The 19,415-nt window shown below is 47.4% G+C and carries 14 protein-coding genes; 13 read left to right on the top strand and 1 reads right to left on the bottom strand.

Annotated features, from left to right (window positions below):
- Window positions 1–29: 29 nt before the first annotated feature.
- Window positions 30–1,343: a sensor histidine kinase gene (locus tag NC99_RS02670; RefSeq protein ID WP_053179576.1), complete on the bottom strand. Its 1,314-nt coding sequence runs from the start codon at window positions 1,341–1,343 to the stop codon at window positions 30–32.
- A 156-nt stretch (window positions 1,344–1,499) separates the two neighbouring features.
- Between NC99_RS02670 and NC99_RS02665 the strand changes: the two genes are divergently transcribed.
- From NC99_RS02665 to NC99_RS02605, 13 genes are all read left to right on the top strand, one after another.
- Window positions 1,500–2,504, top strand: coding sequence for an FAD:protein FMN transferase (locus NC99_RS02665; RefSeq protein WP_053179574.1), 1,005 nt, complete (start codon window positions 1,500–1,502; stop codon window positions 2,502–2,504).
- Between the two features lie 322 nt (window positions 2,505–2,826).
- Window positions 2,827–3,777 (top strand): class II fructose-bisphosphate aldolase, encoded by a 951-nt coding sequence (locus tag NC99_RS02660; RefSeq protein WP_053179572.1) that lies wholly within the window; start codon window positions 2,827–2,829, stop codon window positions 3,775–3,777.
- Window positions 3,774–4,652 carry a 5-deoxy-glucuronate isomerase gene (gene iolB / locus NC99_RS02655; protein ID WP_053179570.1) on the top strand — a complete coding sequence of 293 codons (879 nt, stop codon included), beginning with the start codon at window positions 3,774–3,776 and terminating at the stop codon, window positions 4,650–4,652. The genes NC99_RS02660 and iolB overlap by 4 nt, the downstream gene beginning before the upstream one ends.
- Before the next feature lie 169 nt (window positions 4,653–4,821).
- A complete protein-coding gene (gene iolC, locus NC99_RS02650; protein ID WP_053179568.1) occupies window positions 4,822–5,841 on the top strand; it encodes a 5-dehydro-2-deoxygluconokinase in 1,020 nt (339 codons plus the stop codon).
- 130 nt (window positions 5,842–5,971) lie between these two features.
- Window positions 5,972–7,834, top strand: coding sequence for a 3D-(3,5/4)-trihydroxycyclohexane-1,2-dione acylhydrolase (decyclizing) (gene iolD, locus NC99_RS02645; RefSeq protein WP_053179566.1), 1,863 nt, complete (start codon window positions 5,972–5,974; stop codon window positions 7,832–7,834).
- 169 nt (window positions 7,835–8,003) lie between these two features.
- On the top strand, window positions 8,004–9,590 hold the full coding sequence (locus NC99_RS02640) for a solute:sodium symporter family transporter (protein WP_204374877.1): 1,587 nt from the start codon (window positions 8,004–8,006) through the stop codon (window positions 9,588–9,590).
- Between the two features lie 181 nt (window positions 9,591–9,771).
- A complete protein-coding gene (locus NC99_RS02635; RefSeq protein ID WP_053179564.1) occupies window positions 9,772–11,247 on the top strand; it encodes a CoA-acylating methylmalonate-semialdehyde dehydrogenase in 1,476 nt (491 codons plus the stop codon).
- Window positions 11,248–11,259: 12 nt separating this feature from the next.
- Window positions 11,260–12,159, top strand: a complete 900-nt coding sequence (locus NC99_RS02630) for a sugar phosphate isomerase/epimerase family protein (protein ID WP_053179562.1) — start codon at window positions 11,260–11,262, stop codon at window positions 12,157–12,159.
- 12 nt (window positions 12,160–12,171) lie between these two features.
- Window positions 12,172–13,185 (top strand): inositol 2-dehydrogenase, encoded by a 1,014-nt coding sequence (gene iolG / locus NC99_RS02625; protein WP_053179560.1) that lies wholly within the window; start codon window positions 12,172–12,174, stop codon window positions 13,183–13,185.
- A gap of 11 nt (window positions 13,186–13,196) precedes the next feature.
- Window positions 13,197–14,003, top strand: a complete 807-nt coding sequence (locus tag NC99_RS02620) for a phosphatidylinositol-specific phospholipase C/glycerophosphodiester phosphodiesterase family protein (RefSeq protein ID WP_157624388.1) — start codon at window positions 13,197–13,199, stop codon at window positions 14,001–14,003.
- Between the two features lie 196 nt (window positions 14,004–14,199).
- Window positions 14,200–14,811, top strand: a complete 612-nt coding sequence (locus NC99_RS02615; protein WP_053179558.1) for an RNA polymerase sigma factor — start codon at window positions 14,200–14,202, stop codon at window positions 14,809–14,811.
- A gap of 63 nt (window positions 14,812–14,874) precedes the next feature.
- Entirely contained in the window at window positions 14,875–16,062 is a 1,188-nt protein-coding gene (locus tag NC99_RS02610) for a FecR family protein (protein WP_053179556.1), read from the top strand.
- A gap of 140 nt (window positions 16,063–16,202) precedes the next feature.
- Window positions 16,203–19,412, top strand: a complete 3,210-nt coding sequence (locus NC99_RS02605) for a SusC/RagA family TonB-linked outer membrane protein (RefSeq protein WP_162231123.1) — start codon at window positions 16,203–16,205, stop codon at window positions 19,410–19,412.
- The last annotated feature ends 3 nt before the right edge of the window (window positions 19,413–19,415 follow it).

Raw genomic sequence — 19,415 nt, 5'->3', positions numbered from 1 at the left:
TAATCGGGCAAGAATACCTGACTTAAAAACTAAAAAACGGCTTTTTCATCCACTAAATGATTAATGGTAAAGTAGAAGGTGGTTCCGTGTCCATATTCGGATTCGACCCAGATGCGTCCGCCCAGCTTTTCAATGAGTTGTTTGGAAAGAAATAAACCGATTCCGGTTCCACGAACCATGTTCTTCCCGCGTTCCTCCACCTTCACAAAGCGGTCGAAAATAATTTCAATGTTCTCGGGCCGAATGCCAATGCCACTGTCTTTGACATAAAAGGTTATTTCGCCATCGCGTTGTTCGACGCCAAATTCAACTTCACCCTGTTCCGTAAACTTGATGGCATTGTTGATCAGGTTTCGAAGAATCTGTTCCAGTCGAAAAACATCGGTGGAAATTGTCGGATTGTCTAGCTGTAGCTGGTAATGAATGTGCAGCTGTTTCCGATCGTGGCCAGGCGATCTGCCAAAACTTTGCTTGAGCTTCTCGAAAAGTTCGTCCAAGCTGACTTCGGACATCTTGAATTGCAGGGCGCCAACTTCAATTTTGGAAAGGTCAATAATGTCTTCAATCAAAAACATCAGGTAATCACTGTTTTCGTTGATCATACGCTTGAACTCATCCTTTTGCTCCTGGTCAAAAACATCATCACTCACCAGCGACGAAAAGCCGACAATGGCGTTCAACGGCGTACGGATTTCGTGCGACATATTGGCCAGAAAAGCTGATTTTAATTGATCCGATTTTCGAGCCTGAGCATATTCTCTCATGTAGTTGAGCTTTACGGTAAGCGCAAAAGCCAAAATCAGCAAGATGGCAATAAACAAGCCCAGATAAACGTCGCTAATTCGTAAAGACTCGTCGGGATAGTTGCCGGTGAAGTTGGGGTTTTGCCATTCGAGGAGGAAAAGCACCAGCACATTGATTAGCAAAACGACTGATACAACCAACAGCATGCGCTTTTCCCAAATAAAGATGTAAAAGGTATAAAGAATAATAAACATGAGGAACACAGGCCCGCGGGAACCATAATTATAAAACCAGGCAATGTTGATAATGACTAAGAATGTCAGTGAAATGAGCATGTAGATTTTTCGGTCCATCAGATTGAACCGGCCAACCAGGTAGTAGCTAAAAAACAAAACAGCAATGACCGCCATCAACCCGACCATGACCGGGCCAAAACCAAGCAGGTAGTTGGTCACCATGCTGATCAGCCCAAAAAAGGTCATAATCAGGCTGGTTAAAATGATCAATCGCTGTTTCAATTCCAACTCCCCGGACTCTCCAATAACAATGGAGCGGTAGAAACGCCGAAGTCCCGCAAGCAAAGCCCTTTTCTCAATCACCGCAATCGTATTAAGTTTTCAACAGATAATTCGTCCCAATTTACAGAAGCTGAAACTAATGATTTATATTTACCTCGCAAATGTCATTCAGCGTAAACCGGACATTTTAGAACTGTTACAAAGCACAAATCAAAGCATAACCAAATATAGCGCGCGATGAAACGACTGTACTTTCTGGCCATTTTATTCGTCATCCTGTCGTCCTGTCAGCAAACAGCCGAATATATTTCGAACGAGGGATTTGTTTACGGAACCATTTATCATGTGACTTACGAAAGTCCCAACGGGAAAGATCTTCAAAAAGGCATGGAAGCGGTGATGAATGAGCTAAACCGGTCGATGTCCACCTTCGATTCCACGTCCACCATTTCGAAGGTGAATAAAAATGAAACGACGAAGTTAGACGAGCATTTTCTCAAGGTTTTCAACCGCGCGCAGGAAATTTCTGAAATTACCGATGGCGCTTTTGATGTCACTGTTGCACCCATGGTTAACATCTGGGGCTTTGGCTTTAAGAATAAGGAAGAGGTGACCGTTGAGCTGATCGACTCGCTGAAAGCCATTGTAGGCTATCAAAAAGTGTGGATCGAAAATGATCAGCTTGTGAAAGCCCATCCCAACACCATGCTCGATGCCAGTGCTATTGCCAAAGGGTTTGCCTGCGATTTGGTGGCCAATTACCTGAGCAAACAAGGATGTAAAAATTACATGGTTGAAATTGGCGGCGAAGTGGTGGCTAAAGGCAAAAATGCGAAAGGAAACTACTGGTCGATTGGAATTAGCAAGCCCGATGACAACGATTTTTTCACCGAACAAAAACTCAAAGCCATTGTGGAGCTGAAAGAACGAGCGCTGGCCACCTCGGGCAATTACCGCAATTTTTATATCGAAAATGGAGTGAAATACGCACACACCATTGATCCGAGAACGGGCTATCCAGTGCAGCATAGCCTGTTGAGCACCACCGTGCTGGCCGACGACTGCATGACCGCCGATGCTTTTGCAACCGCCTTTATGGTCAGCGGACTTGACAAGTCGATTGCCATCGCCGAAGGGGATCACAACATTGATGTTTACTTTATCTATTCTGACGACGAAGGCAATTTCAAAACCTACGTGAGTCCGGGATTCAAAAAGCTACTGAAAAAGGAGTTTGAGTAAGTTCGGTCAAGACTTCCACCTTGTATTCTGCCTGTTTTATATGAAAAGTATTCCTACAACGGATCTGCGAGCAGCGGAGTTTGGAAAAACACGCTATTCCACCAGAAGTTAAGCCGAAAAATGCAGCCCCATCATCCTTTGGCTCTCGAAATGGCTGGTTGTTAGTCGCTTCGAATCAGTCTTATTGTTCTTGTTTCTGAACACTTCAATTTGGATTCTATGCAAACCTTTGCATAAACATTTCCATCTGTTTATTTGGAATCAATATAAATAAAGGTGTAAATTTCATCTGTTTTAAACCTAACTAATTGGTTTTCAAAAGATGATTGTTTCGTCAAAAAAACTATTCGAAGCCTGTTACGGCAAGTATGGCATTGCTGCAATTAATGTTTGGTGCATGGAACAGGTGCATGCTTTGTTCCGCGCCGCGCAAAAAGCCGATGCTCCTTTCATTGTTCAAACCACTCCGGTTGCCCGGAACTATGCCCACCCCGAAATGCTACTGTCCATGATTTCGGCCGCTGCAAAAATTCATCCCGATACCGTTTTCGCCGTTCATTTGGATCATGGCACCAAAGAACACGCTATGGATTGCATTGAATCGGGCGGTTACACATCGGTCATGATCGATGCGTCACACGAACCATTCCATTCGAATGTGGCACTCACCAAAGAAGTAGTTGAACAAGCACATGCTAAAAATATCGCAGTCGAGGCTGAACTGGGGGTTTTGAGTGGGGTGGAGGATGACTTGGTGGTTGACCAGAAATCCAGCAAATACACGCGACCATCGGAAGTGGAAGCTTTTGTAAATCAAACCGGTTGCGACAGTCTGGCCGTGGCCGTGGGAACAAGTCACGGAGCCTACAAATTCTCAGGTAGCCAAGGGCTTCAATTTGATATTCTGAAAGAAATACAGCAACGTTTACCCGGATTTCCGCTGGTGCTGCATGGCGGTTCGGCCGTCAATTTTGAAGAGATCCAACGCATCAATGCGGCGGGCGGACAACTGGGCATTGACGCGAAAGGCGTGTCAACCGATGAATTACTAAAGGCGATTCAATATGGCGTGTGCAAAATCAACATTGCCACCGACGCGCGCCTGATCTGGACACGGGTGCACCGCGAATTTTTCAAACTGTCGCCGGCACAGTTTGAGCCCATCATTCCCGGAAAAAGTTTTATGGATGCCCTGGAAACATTCAACCTTCAAAAGTTTGAATTGCTGGGGGCTGTTGGCAAAGCAAGTGAAATAAAAAAATTAAGCAGATGAAAATCGATAAAAAGTACCGGCTGCTGGCCAAGCCGCAGGCCGAAAAAGGAGTTTATCAAAGTGTGTTAAAAGAAGAAACGGGCTGGCAGTTCCTGAATTTCGAGGCCCGGCTGATGGAAAAAGGCGAGACGTGGACCGGTAACACCGGTCAAAATGAGTATGCCATTATTTTGCTGGGCGGCAACTATTCCGTTAAAACCGACAAGGGAAACTGGGAAACCGTCAATGGGCGCAAAGATGTTTTTAGTGGCATTGCGCATTCCTTATATCTTCCTCGCAATACATCGTTTGAACTGACTGCTAAAAGCGATCTGCTTGACATTGCTTATGGCTGGTGCGAAACCGACGAAGACCATCCGGCTTATTTTAAACGGCCGGAGGAGGCGGCCATCGAAATTCGCGGCGGCGACAATGCTACCCGCCAGATCAATAGCCTGATTCAACCTGGCTTCGATTGCCACCGGCTGGTTTCGGTTGAGGTTTATACGCCATCAGGCAACTGGAGCTCTTTCCCGGCACACAAGCACGACGTGCGCAAAGTGGATGCAGATGGAAATGTGACTGAAGCCCGCCTCGAGGAAACCTATTTCTACAAAATTGACAAACCTCAGGGATTCGCCATTCAGCAAGTTTATAATGACGATCGCAGTCTGGACGAAATTGCTGTCGCCCGCAACAACGATGTGGTCTTGGTTCCGGAGGGCTATCACCCGGTAGCCGCGGGGCATGGCTACAACGTGTACTACCTCAACTTTTTAACCGGAAGCGACCAGGCGCTGGCCAACACCGACGACCCCGATCACCAATGGATTTACAATTCGTGGAAAGGGCGCGACCCGCGGGTTCCAATGGTAACGGCTGACATGAATAAGTAGATATGAGTACCGAGATCCGGGCATGGAAAACCCACCCCGGTCCGGCTTGCCGGACCGACCCTCCCTTCACGAAGGGAGGGCCAGGGAGGGTCAACAATAGCAACCATTGACAATTGACAATTGATTGACCACCAAGGACCAATTATCCAATGACTAATAACCAATAGAAATGACAAATACTGCAAAACGTTACGACGTGATCACTTACGGAAGATCATCGATCGACCTTTATTCCCAACAAGTTGGCAGCCGCTTCGAAGACATTCAGGGCTTTCACGCTTTTGTTGGTGGTTCGCCTTTAAATATTGCTGTCGGCTGTTCCCGCCTGGGGCTGAAAGCTTCCTTGCTGAGCGGGGTTGGAAAAGACAAAGTCGGTGATTTCCTGCTGAATTTTTTGAAAAAGGAAGGGGTTGCCACCGAAAATGTACCTGTTATTGAAGGCACCCGGACATCGGCGGTGCTGCTTGGAATTGAACCACCTGACCGTTTTCCACTGGTCTATTATCGTGATAATTGTGCTGACTCGCAGATTAGCATCGATCAGGTTTTAAAAGCCGGAATCGAACAATCACGCCTGCTCGAACTGTCGGGAACGGCGTTGAATATCGAACCAACACGGAGTGCCGCTTTTCTGGCTGCCGAGATTGCCCGAAAAAATGACGTTCCCGTCATGCTCGACCTTGATTTTCGGGCTGACCAGTGGCACGATATCCGCGCCTTTGGGATTACATCGCGTGCCTTTATGCGGAACGTGAACATCGTGTTGGGAACCGAAGAGGAAATTTTAGCGGCTTTTCTGGCCGACAAAGCACAGTTAGTCATCAGCCACCAGCAAATTTCGGCGCCCGAAATTAAAGGCGATGTGGATGAAGCCATTCAGGGAATTCTGAGTTTGGGCGTGGATGCGCTGATCGTCAAAACCGGCTCCCGCGGGGCGGTGGTCTATCTGCCCGACGGCACCGTCCAGAAAGTGCCGGGCTTTCCCGTTGAGGTGGTCAATATCCTGGGGGCGGGCGATGCCTTTGCTGCCGGATTCATTTATGGCTACCTGAAGGGCTGGGATTTGTACAAATCGTGCCGCATGGGCAATGCCTGCGGGGCGCATGTGGTGACCCAACTGGGCTGCGCCAATTTTACGCCATACGAAGATGAGATTTTGCAATTTATCGAATCAAAAGGAGGTTTCTGATATGAAGCACTTGAACTCCGGAAAGGAAGATTTAAACACGAAGGCACAAAGACACGAATGAAACTATTTAATGTTTTGTGACTTGGTGTCTTTGTATTCAGTCTTATTTAACTAATCAATCCTGAATAAAATGAAAACAAAAAGATTAACCGTTGCACAGGCGACCATCGAATTTCTTAAAAACCAATATTCGGAACGGGATGGGGTGGAGCAAGCCTTTTTTGCCGGTTGCTTTGGGATTTTTGGGCACGGCAACCTGGCTGGTTTTGGCCAGGCCCTGCAGCAAACCACCGATTTTAGATACTATATGGTGCGCAACGAACAGGCTGCGGTACACACGGCGGTTGGTTACGCCAAAATGAAAAACCGGTTGTCCACTTTTGCCTGCACTTCGTCCATCGGACCGGGAGCTACCAACATGATTACCGCTGCGGCAGGTGCCACCATCAACCGGCTTCCGGTACTGCTCATGCCCGGCGATTTGTTTGCCAAACGTTTGGTCGCGCCGGTTTTGCAACAACTGGAATCTGCCGTTTCGCAGGATTTTTCGGTGAATGATTGTTTCAAGCCGGTATCGAAATATTGGGACCGCATCAACCGTCCCGAGCAGTTAATTACTTCGCTTTCTGAAGTGATGCGGGTGCTGACTTCGCCCGCTGACACCGGAGCGGTCACCTTGTGCATTCCCCAGGATGTGCAGGCCGAGGCCTTTGATTTTCCGGTGGAACTGTTTGAAAAACGGGTGTGGCACATTCCGCGTCCGCGCCCGGATGCCAATGCGCTGAGGCGGGCCGTGGAATGGATCCAATCAGCAAAAAAGCCGATGATTATTGCAGGCGGCGGCGTCATATACAGCGAAGCTGAAAAAGCCTTGGCAGCCTTCGTCCACCAAACAGGAATTCCTGTTGGTGAAACCTTTGCCGGTAAGGGGTCGCTGTCTTACGATGACCCGCATAATCTGGGCGCGACTGGGGCAACCGGAACGGAAGGCGCCAACGCCATCAGCACCGAAGCTGATCTGGTCATCGGAATTGGCACCCGCTACAGCGATTTTACAACGGCTTCGAAAACAGCTTTTCAGAATAAAAATGTCAAATTCATCAACATCAACATTGCAGAATTTGATGCCCACAAACACAGTGCGCTGGCCTTAACCGGCGATGCCAAAGTGATTCTGGAAGAGCTGGCCGAGAAAATAGGCAACTTCAAAGTAGATGAAAGCTACCGGCAGAAAGTTGCCAACTTCAATAAAAGCTGGGATGAAAAAGTAGCTGCCACTTATCAGGCGGACGACGCCGCCATTCCGAGCCAGGCGGAGGTGATTGGTGCAGTCAATACCTTTTCTGATGCGAATGATGTCGTGCTTTGTGCGTCGGGCAGTGCGCCAGGCGATTTGCACAAACTGTGGCGCACCCGCAATTCCAAAGGCTTCCACCTCGAATATGGCTACTCCTGCATGGGTTATGAAATTTCGGGTGCACTGGGGGCAAAAATGGCTTGCCCCGATCGTGAAATTTACGTCATCCTGGGTGATGGCGGCTATTTGATGATGCCTTCTGAGATCATTACTTCGCTACAAGAAAGGATTAAACTCACCATCATTTTGATTGATAACAAAGGTTTTGCAAGTATTGGCGGTTTGTCGAAATCGATTGGCAGCGAAGGTTTTGGAACCCAATATTCTTATCGAAATCCGGATGGTCAGCTCGAAGGTGAGCTGTTACCGGTTGATCTGGCGATGAATGCCCAAAGCCTGGGTGCAAAAGTTTACAAAGCAAGCAATATCGCATCATTTAATGAGGCGCTTCAGCAAGCCAAACAGGAAAAACAAACCACGGTCATCTACATCGAAACTGTTCCCGAACGAAAGATGGCAGGCTACGGACATGCCTGGTGGGACGTGCCGATTGCCGAAGTTTCAGAATCGGAAGGCGTGCAGAAAGCCTATGAAAATTATTCGGAACAGAAAAAGAAACAGCGGTATTTCTTCTAGGAATGAGTCATTTGATGGTCATTGATAGTCATTGAGTGGTCACTATTTGTTTGGGAAACGACACATGACAATCAAATGACCAGGAATGACAAAACTGATTGCAATAAGGGAGCAAGCAGAGAAATAACAAACACGATAGTTTTAAGTGAAAAATGAACAACCTGACTAAATGATGTTAACGATCATCACATTTGTTGGATTTACGGCCTTCGTGGCTTTCTACACCTGGTTTAGGCTTCGGAAAGACAAGATGGATTCGTCAGACGGCTACTTTTTGGGCGGTCGAAGCCTGACCGGGACGGTGATTGCCGGTTCGATGTTGCTGACCAATATTTCGACCGAACACCTGATTGGGATGAATGGCTCAACCTATAAAAATGGCTTTATCGTCATTTCGTGGGAAGTAACTTCGGCTTTGGCGCTGGTTATTGCCGCCATCTTTTTTGTTCCGCGGTACCTGAAACTTGGCTTAACAACCATTCCGGAGTACCTTGAAAAACGGTTCGACGGAACCACCCGGAGCTTGGTGGCCTTGTTTTTGGTCATTTCATTTGTTGTCACACTGTTGCCAATCGTTTTATATACTGGTGCGATCAATCTCGAAAGTATTTTCAATGTTTCTGAAGTGCTGGGCACCAGCAGGTCCGAAGGCTTATGGCTAACCGTGATTTGTATCGGCGTCATTGGTTCGGTGTACGCTATTTTTGGCGGGTTGAAAGCCGTGGCTTTTTCTGATACGATCAATGGCATTGGTTTGTTGGCAGGAGGAATTCTCATTCCTGTAATCGCCTTGTTCAGCATTGGCGACGGCAATTTGTTCGACGGCCTTTCCAAGGTGTATGAACATGCCCCTGAGAAGTTTAACGTGATTGGTGCCAAAGATTCGGTGATGCCTTTTGGCGTGCTATTTACGGGGTTGATTATCAACCAGCTTTATTTTTGGGGAATGAACCAAACCATTATCCAGCGGGCTTTGGGTGCCCGCGACCTGAAAGAAGCGCAAAAAGGATTGTTGTTTACTGGTGTTTTGAAGATTTTGGTTCCGCTGGTCATCGTGCTGCCTGGCGTTATCGGGTTCTATTACTTTGGCGATTCAATGTACGACAATCAGGACCTGATTTACCCGGCGCTGATCAAAAAAGTGCTGCCCATGAGCCTGACTGGTTTTTTCGCTGCGGTGGTGATGGGAGCCGTTTTGAGTACGTTTAACAGCGTGTTGAACAGCGCTGCCACTATTTTCAGCATTGATGTGTACAAACGAATGATTGACAAGGAAGCCACAGAGAAACGCTTGGTCTGGATTGGTCGGGCACTTTCATCTGTGTTGGCGATCGTTGCGATTATCGCAGCACCTTTGGTGGCCAAAGCGCCCGAAGGTTTATACCAATTGCTTCAGCAACTAAACGGAATCTTTTTCATTCCCATTGCCTCCATCATGCTGGCCGGATTTTACATGGGACGAATTTCAGCCGTGGGCGCCAAGTCTGCTCTGATCTTTGGCTTGGTCTATTACATAGTCACCACCTTCATCCTCAAGATTGACCTTCATTTTATTCACAATTGGGGGATTGAATTTGTGCTGAATGTCATGATCATGTTTGCGGTATCTTATTATTATCCAAGGAAAAATTTCAGCATTCGCACGGCACCACTGAGGATGGAAATGGTTCCCTGGAAATACACGCCACACCTCTCCATTGTGCTGGTTGTGGTGACGGTGATGATTTATATTTTATTGGGACAAAATGGCGTTTGACAAGAAATGCAAGGAATATTCGAAAATATCGAAGTCATTTAAGTGTCATTAAGTGGTCATTAGATTGTCATTTATAGTCATTGGCGATCAAAGAGTAATCCTGAAAACAACAAATGACAAGAAATGACAATTAAATGACCCTCACAGAAGAAAGTAAATAACAAGATTAAAAAATCACGATATGGAAGTTTTAAAGAATTATATCAATGGAAGTTGGGTTGCCAGCAAGGAGTCAGGCACCGTTGATGTGCTTAATCCTGCCACCCAAGAAGTTTTGGGCAAAGTCCCGTATGGCAAAAACACAGCGGCTGATGTCGAATCAGCTGTTGAATCTGCGGCCAAAGCCTTGGATGAATGGCGGAATGTGCCTGTAATGCGACGGGTTCAGCCCTTGTACAAATTGAAGCAATTGCTGGAAGATCACCTCGACGAGTTGGGACGGTTGATCACCTTGGAGTGTGGAAAAAGTTTGGCCGAATCAAAGGCGGAGATCCAACGCGGTATTGAAAATGTGGAAACCGCCTGTGCCACGCCCATGTTGATGCAGAGTGAGTTTTCGGAGAATGTTGCTTCGGGAATTGACGAGTTTATGATCCGCCAGCCGGTTGGGATTTGCGCCTGTGTGGCACCGTTTAATTTTCCGGGGATGATTCCCTTTTGGTTTTTGCCGTATGCCTTGGCTTGCGGGAATAGTTTTATTCTGAAACCTTCGGAAAAAGTGCCGTTGACCATGATGAAGGTGTTTGAGTTGATTGATCAGCTCGACTTGCCAAAAGGTTTGGTCAACCTCGTGCATGGCGGCAAAGACAGCGTGGATGCCTTGCTGGACCATCCGCAGGTGAAAGCTATCAGTTTTGTTGGCTCCACGCCGGTTGCCCGCTACATTTACCAACGCGGAACAGCCAACGGCAAACGGGTGCAGGCGCAGGGTGGCGCTAAAAACCCGGTGTTGGTCATGCCGGATGCCGACCTGGAAATGACCGCCAAAATTATAGCCGACAGTGTTTACGGCTGTGCCGGGCAGCGCTGCCTGGCCGCTTCAAACATCATCACCATTGGCGATAAAAAAGGAACCATCACCGAAGCCTTGCTCGAAGCCGCGAAAAGCAAAACCACGGGTTTCGGCCTCGACGAGGGAATTGAAATGGGGCCTGTAATCACGCCCGAAAGCAAACGGCGAATTGAAAGCCTGATTGCCAAAGGCATCGGCGAAGGGGCAAACCTGTTGCTCGATGGGCGCAATGCCACCATCAGCGGCTACGAAAAAGGGAATTTCATCAAGCCAACGATTTTGGAAAATGTGGCATTGGAAGGGGAAATCATCAAAACCGAAATCTTTGGGCCGGTGATGAGCCTGATCCACATGGCGGCGATTGACGAAGCCATCGATTTTGTGAACCGTAATAATTTTGGAAACATGGCCTGCTTGTTCACAACCAGCGGGCTGAATGCACGAACCTTTAGGAACCAGGCCAATGCCGGAAACATCGGCATCAACATTGGGGTGGCTGCACCCATGGCGCAATTCCCGTTTAGTGGCTGGAACGACAGCTTTTTTGGCGATCTGCACGGGCAAGGCCGTCACGCCATCGAATTTTTCACCCAAACGAAAGTGGTCATCGAACGCTGGCCACAGGAATGGACACGTAAATTTTAAATATTTAAAACCATGATAAAAGTAGCCAACGCGCCCTGCTCCTGGGGCGCATTAGAATTTGAGCTCGAAGGGAAATCACTCGGTTACCAGCAAGTACTTGCTGAAATGGCTGAAACTGGTTATGCCGGGACCGAACTGGGCGACTGGGGTTTTATGCCCACCGATCCGCAGCAACTTCGGCAAGTGTTGAGTGAAAAAAAACTGGAGCTGTTGGGGGCTTTTGTCCCCGTAGCGCTTGCCAAGCAAGAAACCCACGATGCCGGGGTGAAGCTGGCCCTAAAAACCGCCAAGCTGATGTTCGATGCCGGATACAAAAATGCCTTTATCGTTTTGGCCGACGAAAATGGCTCGGTTGAAGAACGCACCCAAAATGCCGGCCGGATTACCCCGAAAATGGGACTGTCTGACGCACAGTGGAAAACCTTTGCGGCCGGTGGCGAAAAAGTTGCCAGGGCTGTTAACGACCAATTTGGCATGCGCACCGTTTTTCATCACCACTGCGGCGGCTACGTTGAAACGCCGGATGAGGTAGCAAAACTGATGGAGCTCACTGATCCTTCGCTGCTCGGGCTTTGCCTCGACATGGGGCATTATGCTTTCGGTGGCGGGGATCCGGTGAGAGCGCTCGAGAAATACGACAGCCGCATCTGGCATGTTCACTTTAAGGATTATTCGGAACAGGTTGGAGAAGAAGCAAAAGAGAACGGATACGATTATTTCAAATCGGTGGAGAAGGGTGTTTTTTGTGAATTGGGCAAAGGAAGCGTCGATTTTAAATCAATCGTGGAAATATTGAATAACAGAGGATACCAAGACTGGATTGTCGTTGAGCAGGATGTGCTTCCTGGGATGGGAAACCCGAAACAATGCGCAGCCAATAATAGAAAGTTTTTGAAATCACTTGGGCTTTAAAAATAAATAAACATGAAAAAACTAAAAGTAGCTGTTGCCGGCTTGGGCCGGATCGGCAAAATACATTTGAAGAATTTGTGCCGGAATTTTCCTGAAGTGGAAGTTGTGGCCGTCATGGATGTACTGGATGAGTCGAAAGCTATTGCTGACGAATTCAATGTGCCGAATTTTGTTGGCGATTTTGACGAACTGCTGGTTGTGCCTGGAGTCGATGTGGTCGTCATTTGCTCGCCAACGGACACCCATGCTGACTACACCATAAAAGCGGCAAAAGCTGGCAAACAAATTTTCTGCGAGAAACCGCTTGACCTTTCCCTTGATCGTGTTCAGGAAGTGCTTGACGTGGTGAACAAATCGGGCGTAAAACTGATGCTGGGCTTTAACCGGCGGTTCGATCCGGAGTTCAAAAAAATCAGACAACTGGTTGAAAGCGGTGCGATTGGCGAGTCGCAAATCATCAAAATTACCAGTCGCGACCCGGGGCCACCGCCGGTGAGTTACATCAAAGTGTCGGGCGGCATGTTTCTGGATATGACCATCCATGATTTTGACATGGCACGATTTATTTCGGGCAAGCAGGTGAAAGAGGTTTTTGCAAAAGCGGCCGTGATGGTTGATCCTGAAATTGGAAAAGCCGGTGATGTAGACACGGCCGTCATCACGCTGACTTTTGACGACGGCAGCATGGCGGTGATCGACAATTGCCGAAAAGCGGTGTATGGCTATGACCAACGGCTCGAAGTGTTTGGCAGCAAAGGTATGGCCCAGGCCGAAAACAACTTCCCGAACAACCACAAATTGTACACGCAATCGGGCGTGTCGGGCGACTTGCCCTTGCACTTTTTCCTGGAAAGATATGACGCTTCGTATGTTCAGGAGATGAAGGAATTTATTGATGCGCTGGTTTCCAACAGCGAAATGCCGGTGGACGGGAACGATGGATTATTATCCATTGCAATTGGCTTGGCCGCAAAAAAATCGCTTGCTGAAGGCCGCCCGGTGAAAATCGAAGAAATTTTGGATTGAAAAAAATGATCATGAGGAAGCGTGTAGTTTTTGGAGTTTTAATTCTCCTGATGGCTGGATGCGGTTCAGATCAAACAGCATCTTTGCCGCTGCTGAACGGGCATGCCCACAACGATTATGAGCACGACCGGCCTCTGTTCGATGCCTTGGATCATCGGTTTAAAAGTATTGAAGCCGACGTCTATTCTGCTGGCGATTCGCTTTTTGTCGCCCACGATTTTGCCCAGATTAGAGCCGGGCGCACGCTTCGTCAGCTCTATCTTGAACCACTTCGAAAAGAAATCAGCAAAAACAAAGGTTCGGTTTATGGCAACGGCGAAGAGCTTATTCTCTTGATCGACATTAAAGATGACGGCTTAAAAACCTACCAATTGCTGCATCAAATCCTTCAGGATTACAAGTCGAATCTGTCGTTTTTTAAAGATGGCGCGAAAACAAAAGGCGCGGTACTGGTGGTTGTTTCCGGCAACCGGCCTTTTGAATTTATGAAATCGCAGGAAGTTCGTTATGCAGCGTTTGATGGGCGGCTTGAAAATTTGGAATCGAGTATTGCCCCGGAACTGATGCCGGTGGTGAGCGACAACTGGACAAATTATTTTGACTGGGATGGCACCGGACCGATGCCCGCAAACGAACGAAAAATGTTATATGATTTGGCTGAGAAAGCCAGAAATAACGGGTATTTGCTACGGTTTTGGGCAACACCCGCCAAAACGCCGGAACAAAGAAACGCGGTTTGGAATGAACTGAAAGCTGCAGGTGTTGGTTTAATAGGAGCTGACGACCTGGAAGCGTTCTATCTATTTGGTAACAAATGACATGTGCATGACTGAATCCTCCAGACTGGTCGTCCAATTCGTTGCAGGATGATGTCGAACGGACTTTTAATCGGACTTTAACCTAAATGTGCGCCCTTTGTAATTGCAAAGCATTTGTTTTGCTGGCACAAACGTAAAGCGCACTGGGAAGTTTGATGCAGTGTGCGAGCTTCGTTAATGTTTTAATAAAAATTGAATGCGCGAACCTGATCACAACAATTTAGATTTTTTATGGCATGCTTTCCTGAATGGGGACGACAAAGTCTTTTCGGTGATCTATCAGCAACATGTTGACCGCTTGCTGTTGTACGGGCGCAAACTCTGTCCCAACAAAGAATGGATTCACGACAGCATTCAGGAAGTTTACCTCGACCTGTTTCTGAAAAGAAGGAAGCTGGGTGGGAAGAAAATTGAAAATCTGAAAGCTTACCTTTTTGTTGCCTTCCGAAACAAGCTTTTCAAAAAGATGATGAAAGAACGCAAATTTCAAACGCTCCGGCTGAACGGCGAGTTGGAACACGATCTGTTTCAGTCCGACTACAATATCCAGAACCAGATTATTGATTTTGAATTGTCGCGGGAGATAAAAGAAGCGCTGGTGAAAGCGGTGAGCGCGCTTCCTTCGAAACAAAAGGAGATTATTTACCTGAAGTTTGAAGAGGAGCTGGAGTATTCGGAGATCGCCGAAATCCTGAAAATATCTATCGAATCGGCACGGAAATTATTATACCGGGCTTTAATTTCGCTTCGTAAAACACTTGACCAAAAGCAAGTTCAGGTGCTTCTTTATCTTTTCCAGAAAAAATAAATTGGTTTTGGTGTCCATGTTTTAGAGTTTGGAGGAACCTACTATCAAAACAGACCTCTGGCAATGGAGCGATTTCAAAAATACATTGAAGACCGGGAATTTGTGCGCTGGATTTTACAGCCAAGCCAAAACCTAAATGACTATTGGCATAACTATCTGGCTGATCATCCAGAAGAGCAAGAGCCGGTTGCGCTGGCGCGAAAGCTGATTTTATCCGTTCGGACAAAAAATGAGGCGGAGAGCGGAAACGAATCGCTGGATCTGCTGGCCACCATTCTCCGCGAAATTGACCGGAGAAAAAGAAGAAACTATTTTCTGACCCTCGGGTTTTCAGCCTTGAAATATGCCGCTGTCGGGCTGCTCTTCTTTGTGCTCGGCATGACGTTTTACAACAATCAAAAGTCAGAAGAACTGAAAGCTCTTTATTTCATGCTGGCCGAAACCCTGACCAACAGTAACCACATCCAACTTTTGCTGAGTGATGGAAACCATGTCGTTATTTCCGAGCAGGAGTCCGATATTGAATACACAAACGGTGGTCAACTCATTATCAACAAACAGGATACTCTGCAAACAAACGCCCAGCCCAAAAAGAATTTTCAGAACCAGTTGATTGTACCATACGGCAAGCACTCGTCAATAAAATTGCCCGACGGAACCTTGGCTCACCTGAATGCCGGTTCGCGGCTGGTTTATCCCGCAGCTTTCGCCGGCAAAACCCGCGAGGTCTTCTTGGTTGGCGAAGGTTTCTTCGAAGTTGCCCACCACGAAAGCATGCCGTTTTTGGTCAACACCAGCGATGTGGAAGTGCTGGCGCTGGGCACCAAGTTCAACGTTTCCGCTTATCCATCCGATCCCGTTATTGAAACCGTTTTGGTTGAAGGAAAAGTGAATGTGAAAGAAAACGGCTTTCGTTTTTTGAGCAACGACTTTTTGCTGAAACCAAACCAAAAGGCAGCCTATCACAAAGAAGAATCGCAAATAATCATCAACACCGTCAATGTACAAAATTATATCTCGTGGCACGATGGATTTTTGAATTTAACGACATCCGATTTGAATCAGGTCACCCGAAAGCTGGAACGATTTTATGCCATTCAGATTATTTTGGACAGTCCGGAGTTGCCATCAGAAACAATCACCGGGAAACTAAAATTGGTTGAAGAACCGGCAATTGCCTTGGGTATTTTGGCAAAGACCGCCGGAGTTGAACTTACTAAAATAGATGAAACGACCTATGCTCTGAAATAGAAAAAGCCGGATCGTGTTGGCCCACTCTCCGGCTTTAAAACAGTTAATTGTAGTTATTAATTAAACTTGTCAAATGTATGAAAAAATCACGATTGGGGTACCTTTTCGTCAGAAAAGGTATGAATCAAAATTTTAGAAAAATGAAACTGACATGTCTATTTTCATTTTTGATTTTTACAAGCTCCTGGGCTAATTCTTACTCTCAGGCATCCAAGCTTAGTTTGAACCTGGACGAAGTTACCGTACAGGAACTCATTCAGGAGATCGAAGACCAGACGAAATTTTATTTTTTGTATCAGGATGAAATTTTTCAGAAAGATCAAAAAATAACCATCCAAGTCGAAAATGAATCGCTTGAATCGATTCTGAGGCAATTTGGAGAGCAGGCATCGATTGATGTTGAAGTTACCGACTACCAAATCATCCTAAAAAGGAAAGGTGAAGGGCTGAGCAGCTTTTTGCAACAGCGAAAAAGCATTAGCGGGGTGGTGGCCGGCAACGACGGAAAACCAATCCCCGGCGTAACAGTGGTCGAGAAAGGAACAGCCACCGGCACCATCACCGACAATGATGGTGCGTTTCAGCTTGACATTCCCGCCGATGCTGAATTCTTGCAGTTTTCATTCGTCGGCATGGAAACGCTCGAGGTTCCGGTTGCCGGCAAAGTGCAGTTTTTTGTAACCATGAACGAAGAAACCATTGGCATTGGCGAGGTGGTGGCTATTGGCTATGGGACTCTAAAAAAGAGCGACTTAACCGGCGCCGTAAGTTCAGTAAAAAGCGAAAATTTCAACAAAGGCGTGGTGAACTCTCCCGGACAATTGCTTCAGGGTAAAGTGTCGGGGGTGAACATTACTTCATCAAGTGGCGCACCGGGCAGTGGTCAGCGCATTATCATCCGCGGCCAGGGAAGCATTCGGCAGGGAACCGGCCCGTTGTTTGTGGTTGATGGGTTTCCGCTTGGACTGGCCGGAACAGGCTCCGGCGAAAGCCCACTGAACTTCATCAATCCTGAAGACATCGAATCCATTGACGTGCTGAAAGATGCATCGGCTACCGCCATTTATGGTTCGCGTGGTGCCAACGGGGTCATCCTGATCACCACAAAAAGTGGAAAGGCCGGCGTTTCGAGCATGTCCATTACCTCCAACGTCGGAATTTCAAACATGGCTCGCAAAATCCCGGTTTTCAGTGCCGACGAATTCCGGCGGCAAGTAGTGGCTGTTGGTGGCACACTGGAAGACCGTGGAGGCAACACTGACTGGCAGGAAGAGCTGACCCGGACAGCCATCACTAGCGATCAGAACCTGACTTTTCAGGGTGGAACCGACCGGCTGACCTACCGGGCATCGCTCGGGTACCTCGACCAGGAAGGGATCGTGCTTAACACCGGCATCAAAAGATACAGCGGCAGGGTAAATGCCACACAAAAGCTGCTCGACGGAAAGCTGAATATTGATTTCAACTTGAACGCTTCCATCGAGTCGGGAGAGAATGCCATCATGAGTACGCTGGTTTCGGAAATGCTCGATTTTAATCCGACTTATCCGGCCCGTGACGAAAATGGCGATCCGGTGAAGTATCCGGATTTGATGAACCCGCTGATTGGGGCCGAGCTCTACAAAAATTTCAGGGAGAGCAGAAGGATTATTGTAAACATTGCTCCATCGATCGAAATCCTAGACGGATTGGTGTACAAACTGAATTTTGGCTATGAAAATAGATCCAGTGACGCAGATAATCAGGCAATGCCAAGTACGGATCCGTTTGAGCTGGGACGGTTGGACCAGTATTATACCAACGGAAAGAATACCCTGATTGAGAATTATTTGACCTATGATTTTGGCATGGACAGTCATCATGTGACGCTACTGGCCGGGCATTCTTATCAAAAAACCTTCGACCGCTGGCGGCACTGGAGCGCTGAGAACTTCCCGGTTAATGGCATTGAGCCCCGCTATAATCCGGGCTTGGGCCAGGAGCTCGACTTGGTTGACAATCATCCGGAGGGCTGGACGCTTGAGAATGAGTTGCAATCGTTCTTTGGCCGGGCCAACTACAGCTACCAAAGCAAATATATGGTAACCGCCACCGTTCGGGCCGACGGTTCCTCTAAATTTGGTAAAAACAACAAGTACGGTGTCTTTCCTTCGTTTGCCGCAAGCTGGCGAATTTCAGAAGAAGATTTTATGGAATCGTCACGGATCAGCAATTTGAAACTGAGGGCCGGATGGGGACAAACCGGAAACCAGGAAATTCCTTCAAAAATTACCCAGGCGCTATATACGACCCGAATTTCGAACCAGGACAGCTACCCTTTGGATGACTCGGGCAGTTACCCCGCCGGAACAACCTTCGTACGGCTGGCCAATCCTGACATTCAGTGGGAGGTTTCAACCCAAACCAACGTCGGCCTTGATTTTGGCTTGCTTGATGGCGCTTTGTCCGGAACCATAGATTACTTCCACAAAGAGTCCAACAACATTCTGCTTGAGGTCGTGCCGCCCGACCCGATTCAGCCGGCAACAACCTACTGGACCAACGTGAAGGACATGACCATCACCAATAAGGGACTGGAACTGGCTTTGGATTACCAACATCGCACCGAAAGCGGATTTTCGTACGCGGTGGGTGGAAACATCACCTTTTTGGACAATGTGGTGGAAAATTCCCCTTTTACCATTTTGACAACGGGAAATGCTGAAGGATCAGGACTGACCGGCGCCACGATCAACGGGTTGATCAACGGCCATCCCATTGGCTCATTTTATATGAAAGAATTCATGGGTATTGGTCCCGAAGGATTGTCCATTTTCCGGGAGCCGGACGTGCCCGACACGGATGACCGCCGCGTAGTGGGAAGTGCCCTGCCCGACATGATGTATAACTTCTATGTGAATTTGAACTACAAACGGTTCGACCTCAGCGTCAACTTCAATGGCGTATCCGGAAACAAAATCTACGACAACACGGCCACAAACAAGTTTTACAAAGCGAAACTGGCCAACTCGTTGAATACAACCGATGCCGCCATCCAATACCCGGAAGAAAGCATCATCAACTCGTCAACAATTTCAACCCGCTACCTGAAAGATGGCTCTTTCCTTCGCTTAAACAACGCGACTTTAAGCTACAGTTTCAACACGGGCTTAATGGGTATCAACAATATCATTAAGGATATGCGTCTGTCGCTCACCGGGCAAAACCTGTTTGTGATCACCGATTACGATGGTTTTGATCCCGAAGTGAACCAGGATCGTTCGATTGCCGGGATCCAGTCATTTGGAATCGATCTGAATGGGTATCCTAAAGCGAGGACATTTGTTGTTGGTTTAAACGTATCATTTTAATTA

Source organism: Sunxiuqinia dokdonensis, from assembly GCF_001270965.1.
GTDB classification, from domain to species: Bacteria; Bacteroidota; Bacteroidia; order Bacteroidales; family Prolixibacteraceae; genus Sunxiuqinia; species Sunxiuqinia dokdonensis.
The sequence above is the reverse complement of the archived record's forward strand: the minus strand, read 5'-3'. Positions and strand labels throughout refer to the sequence as shown.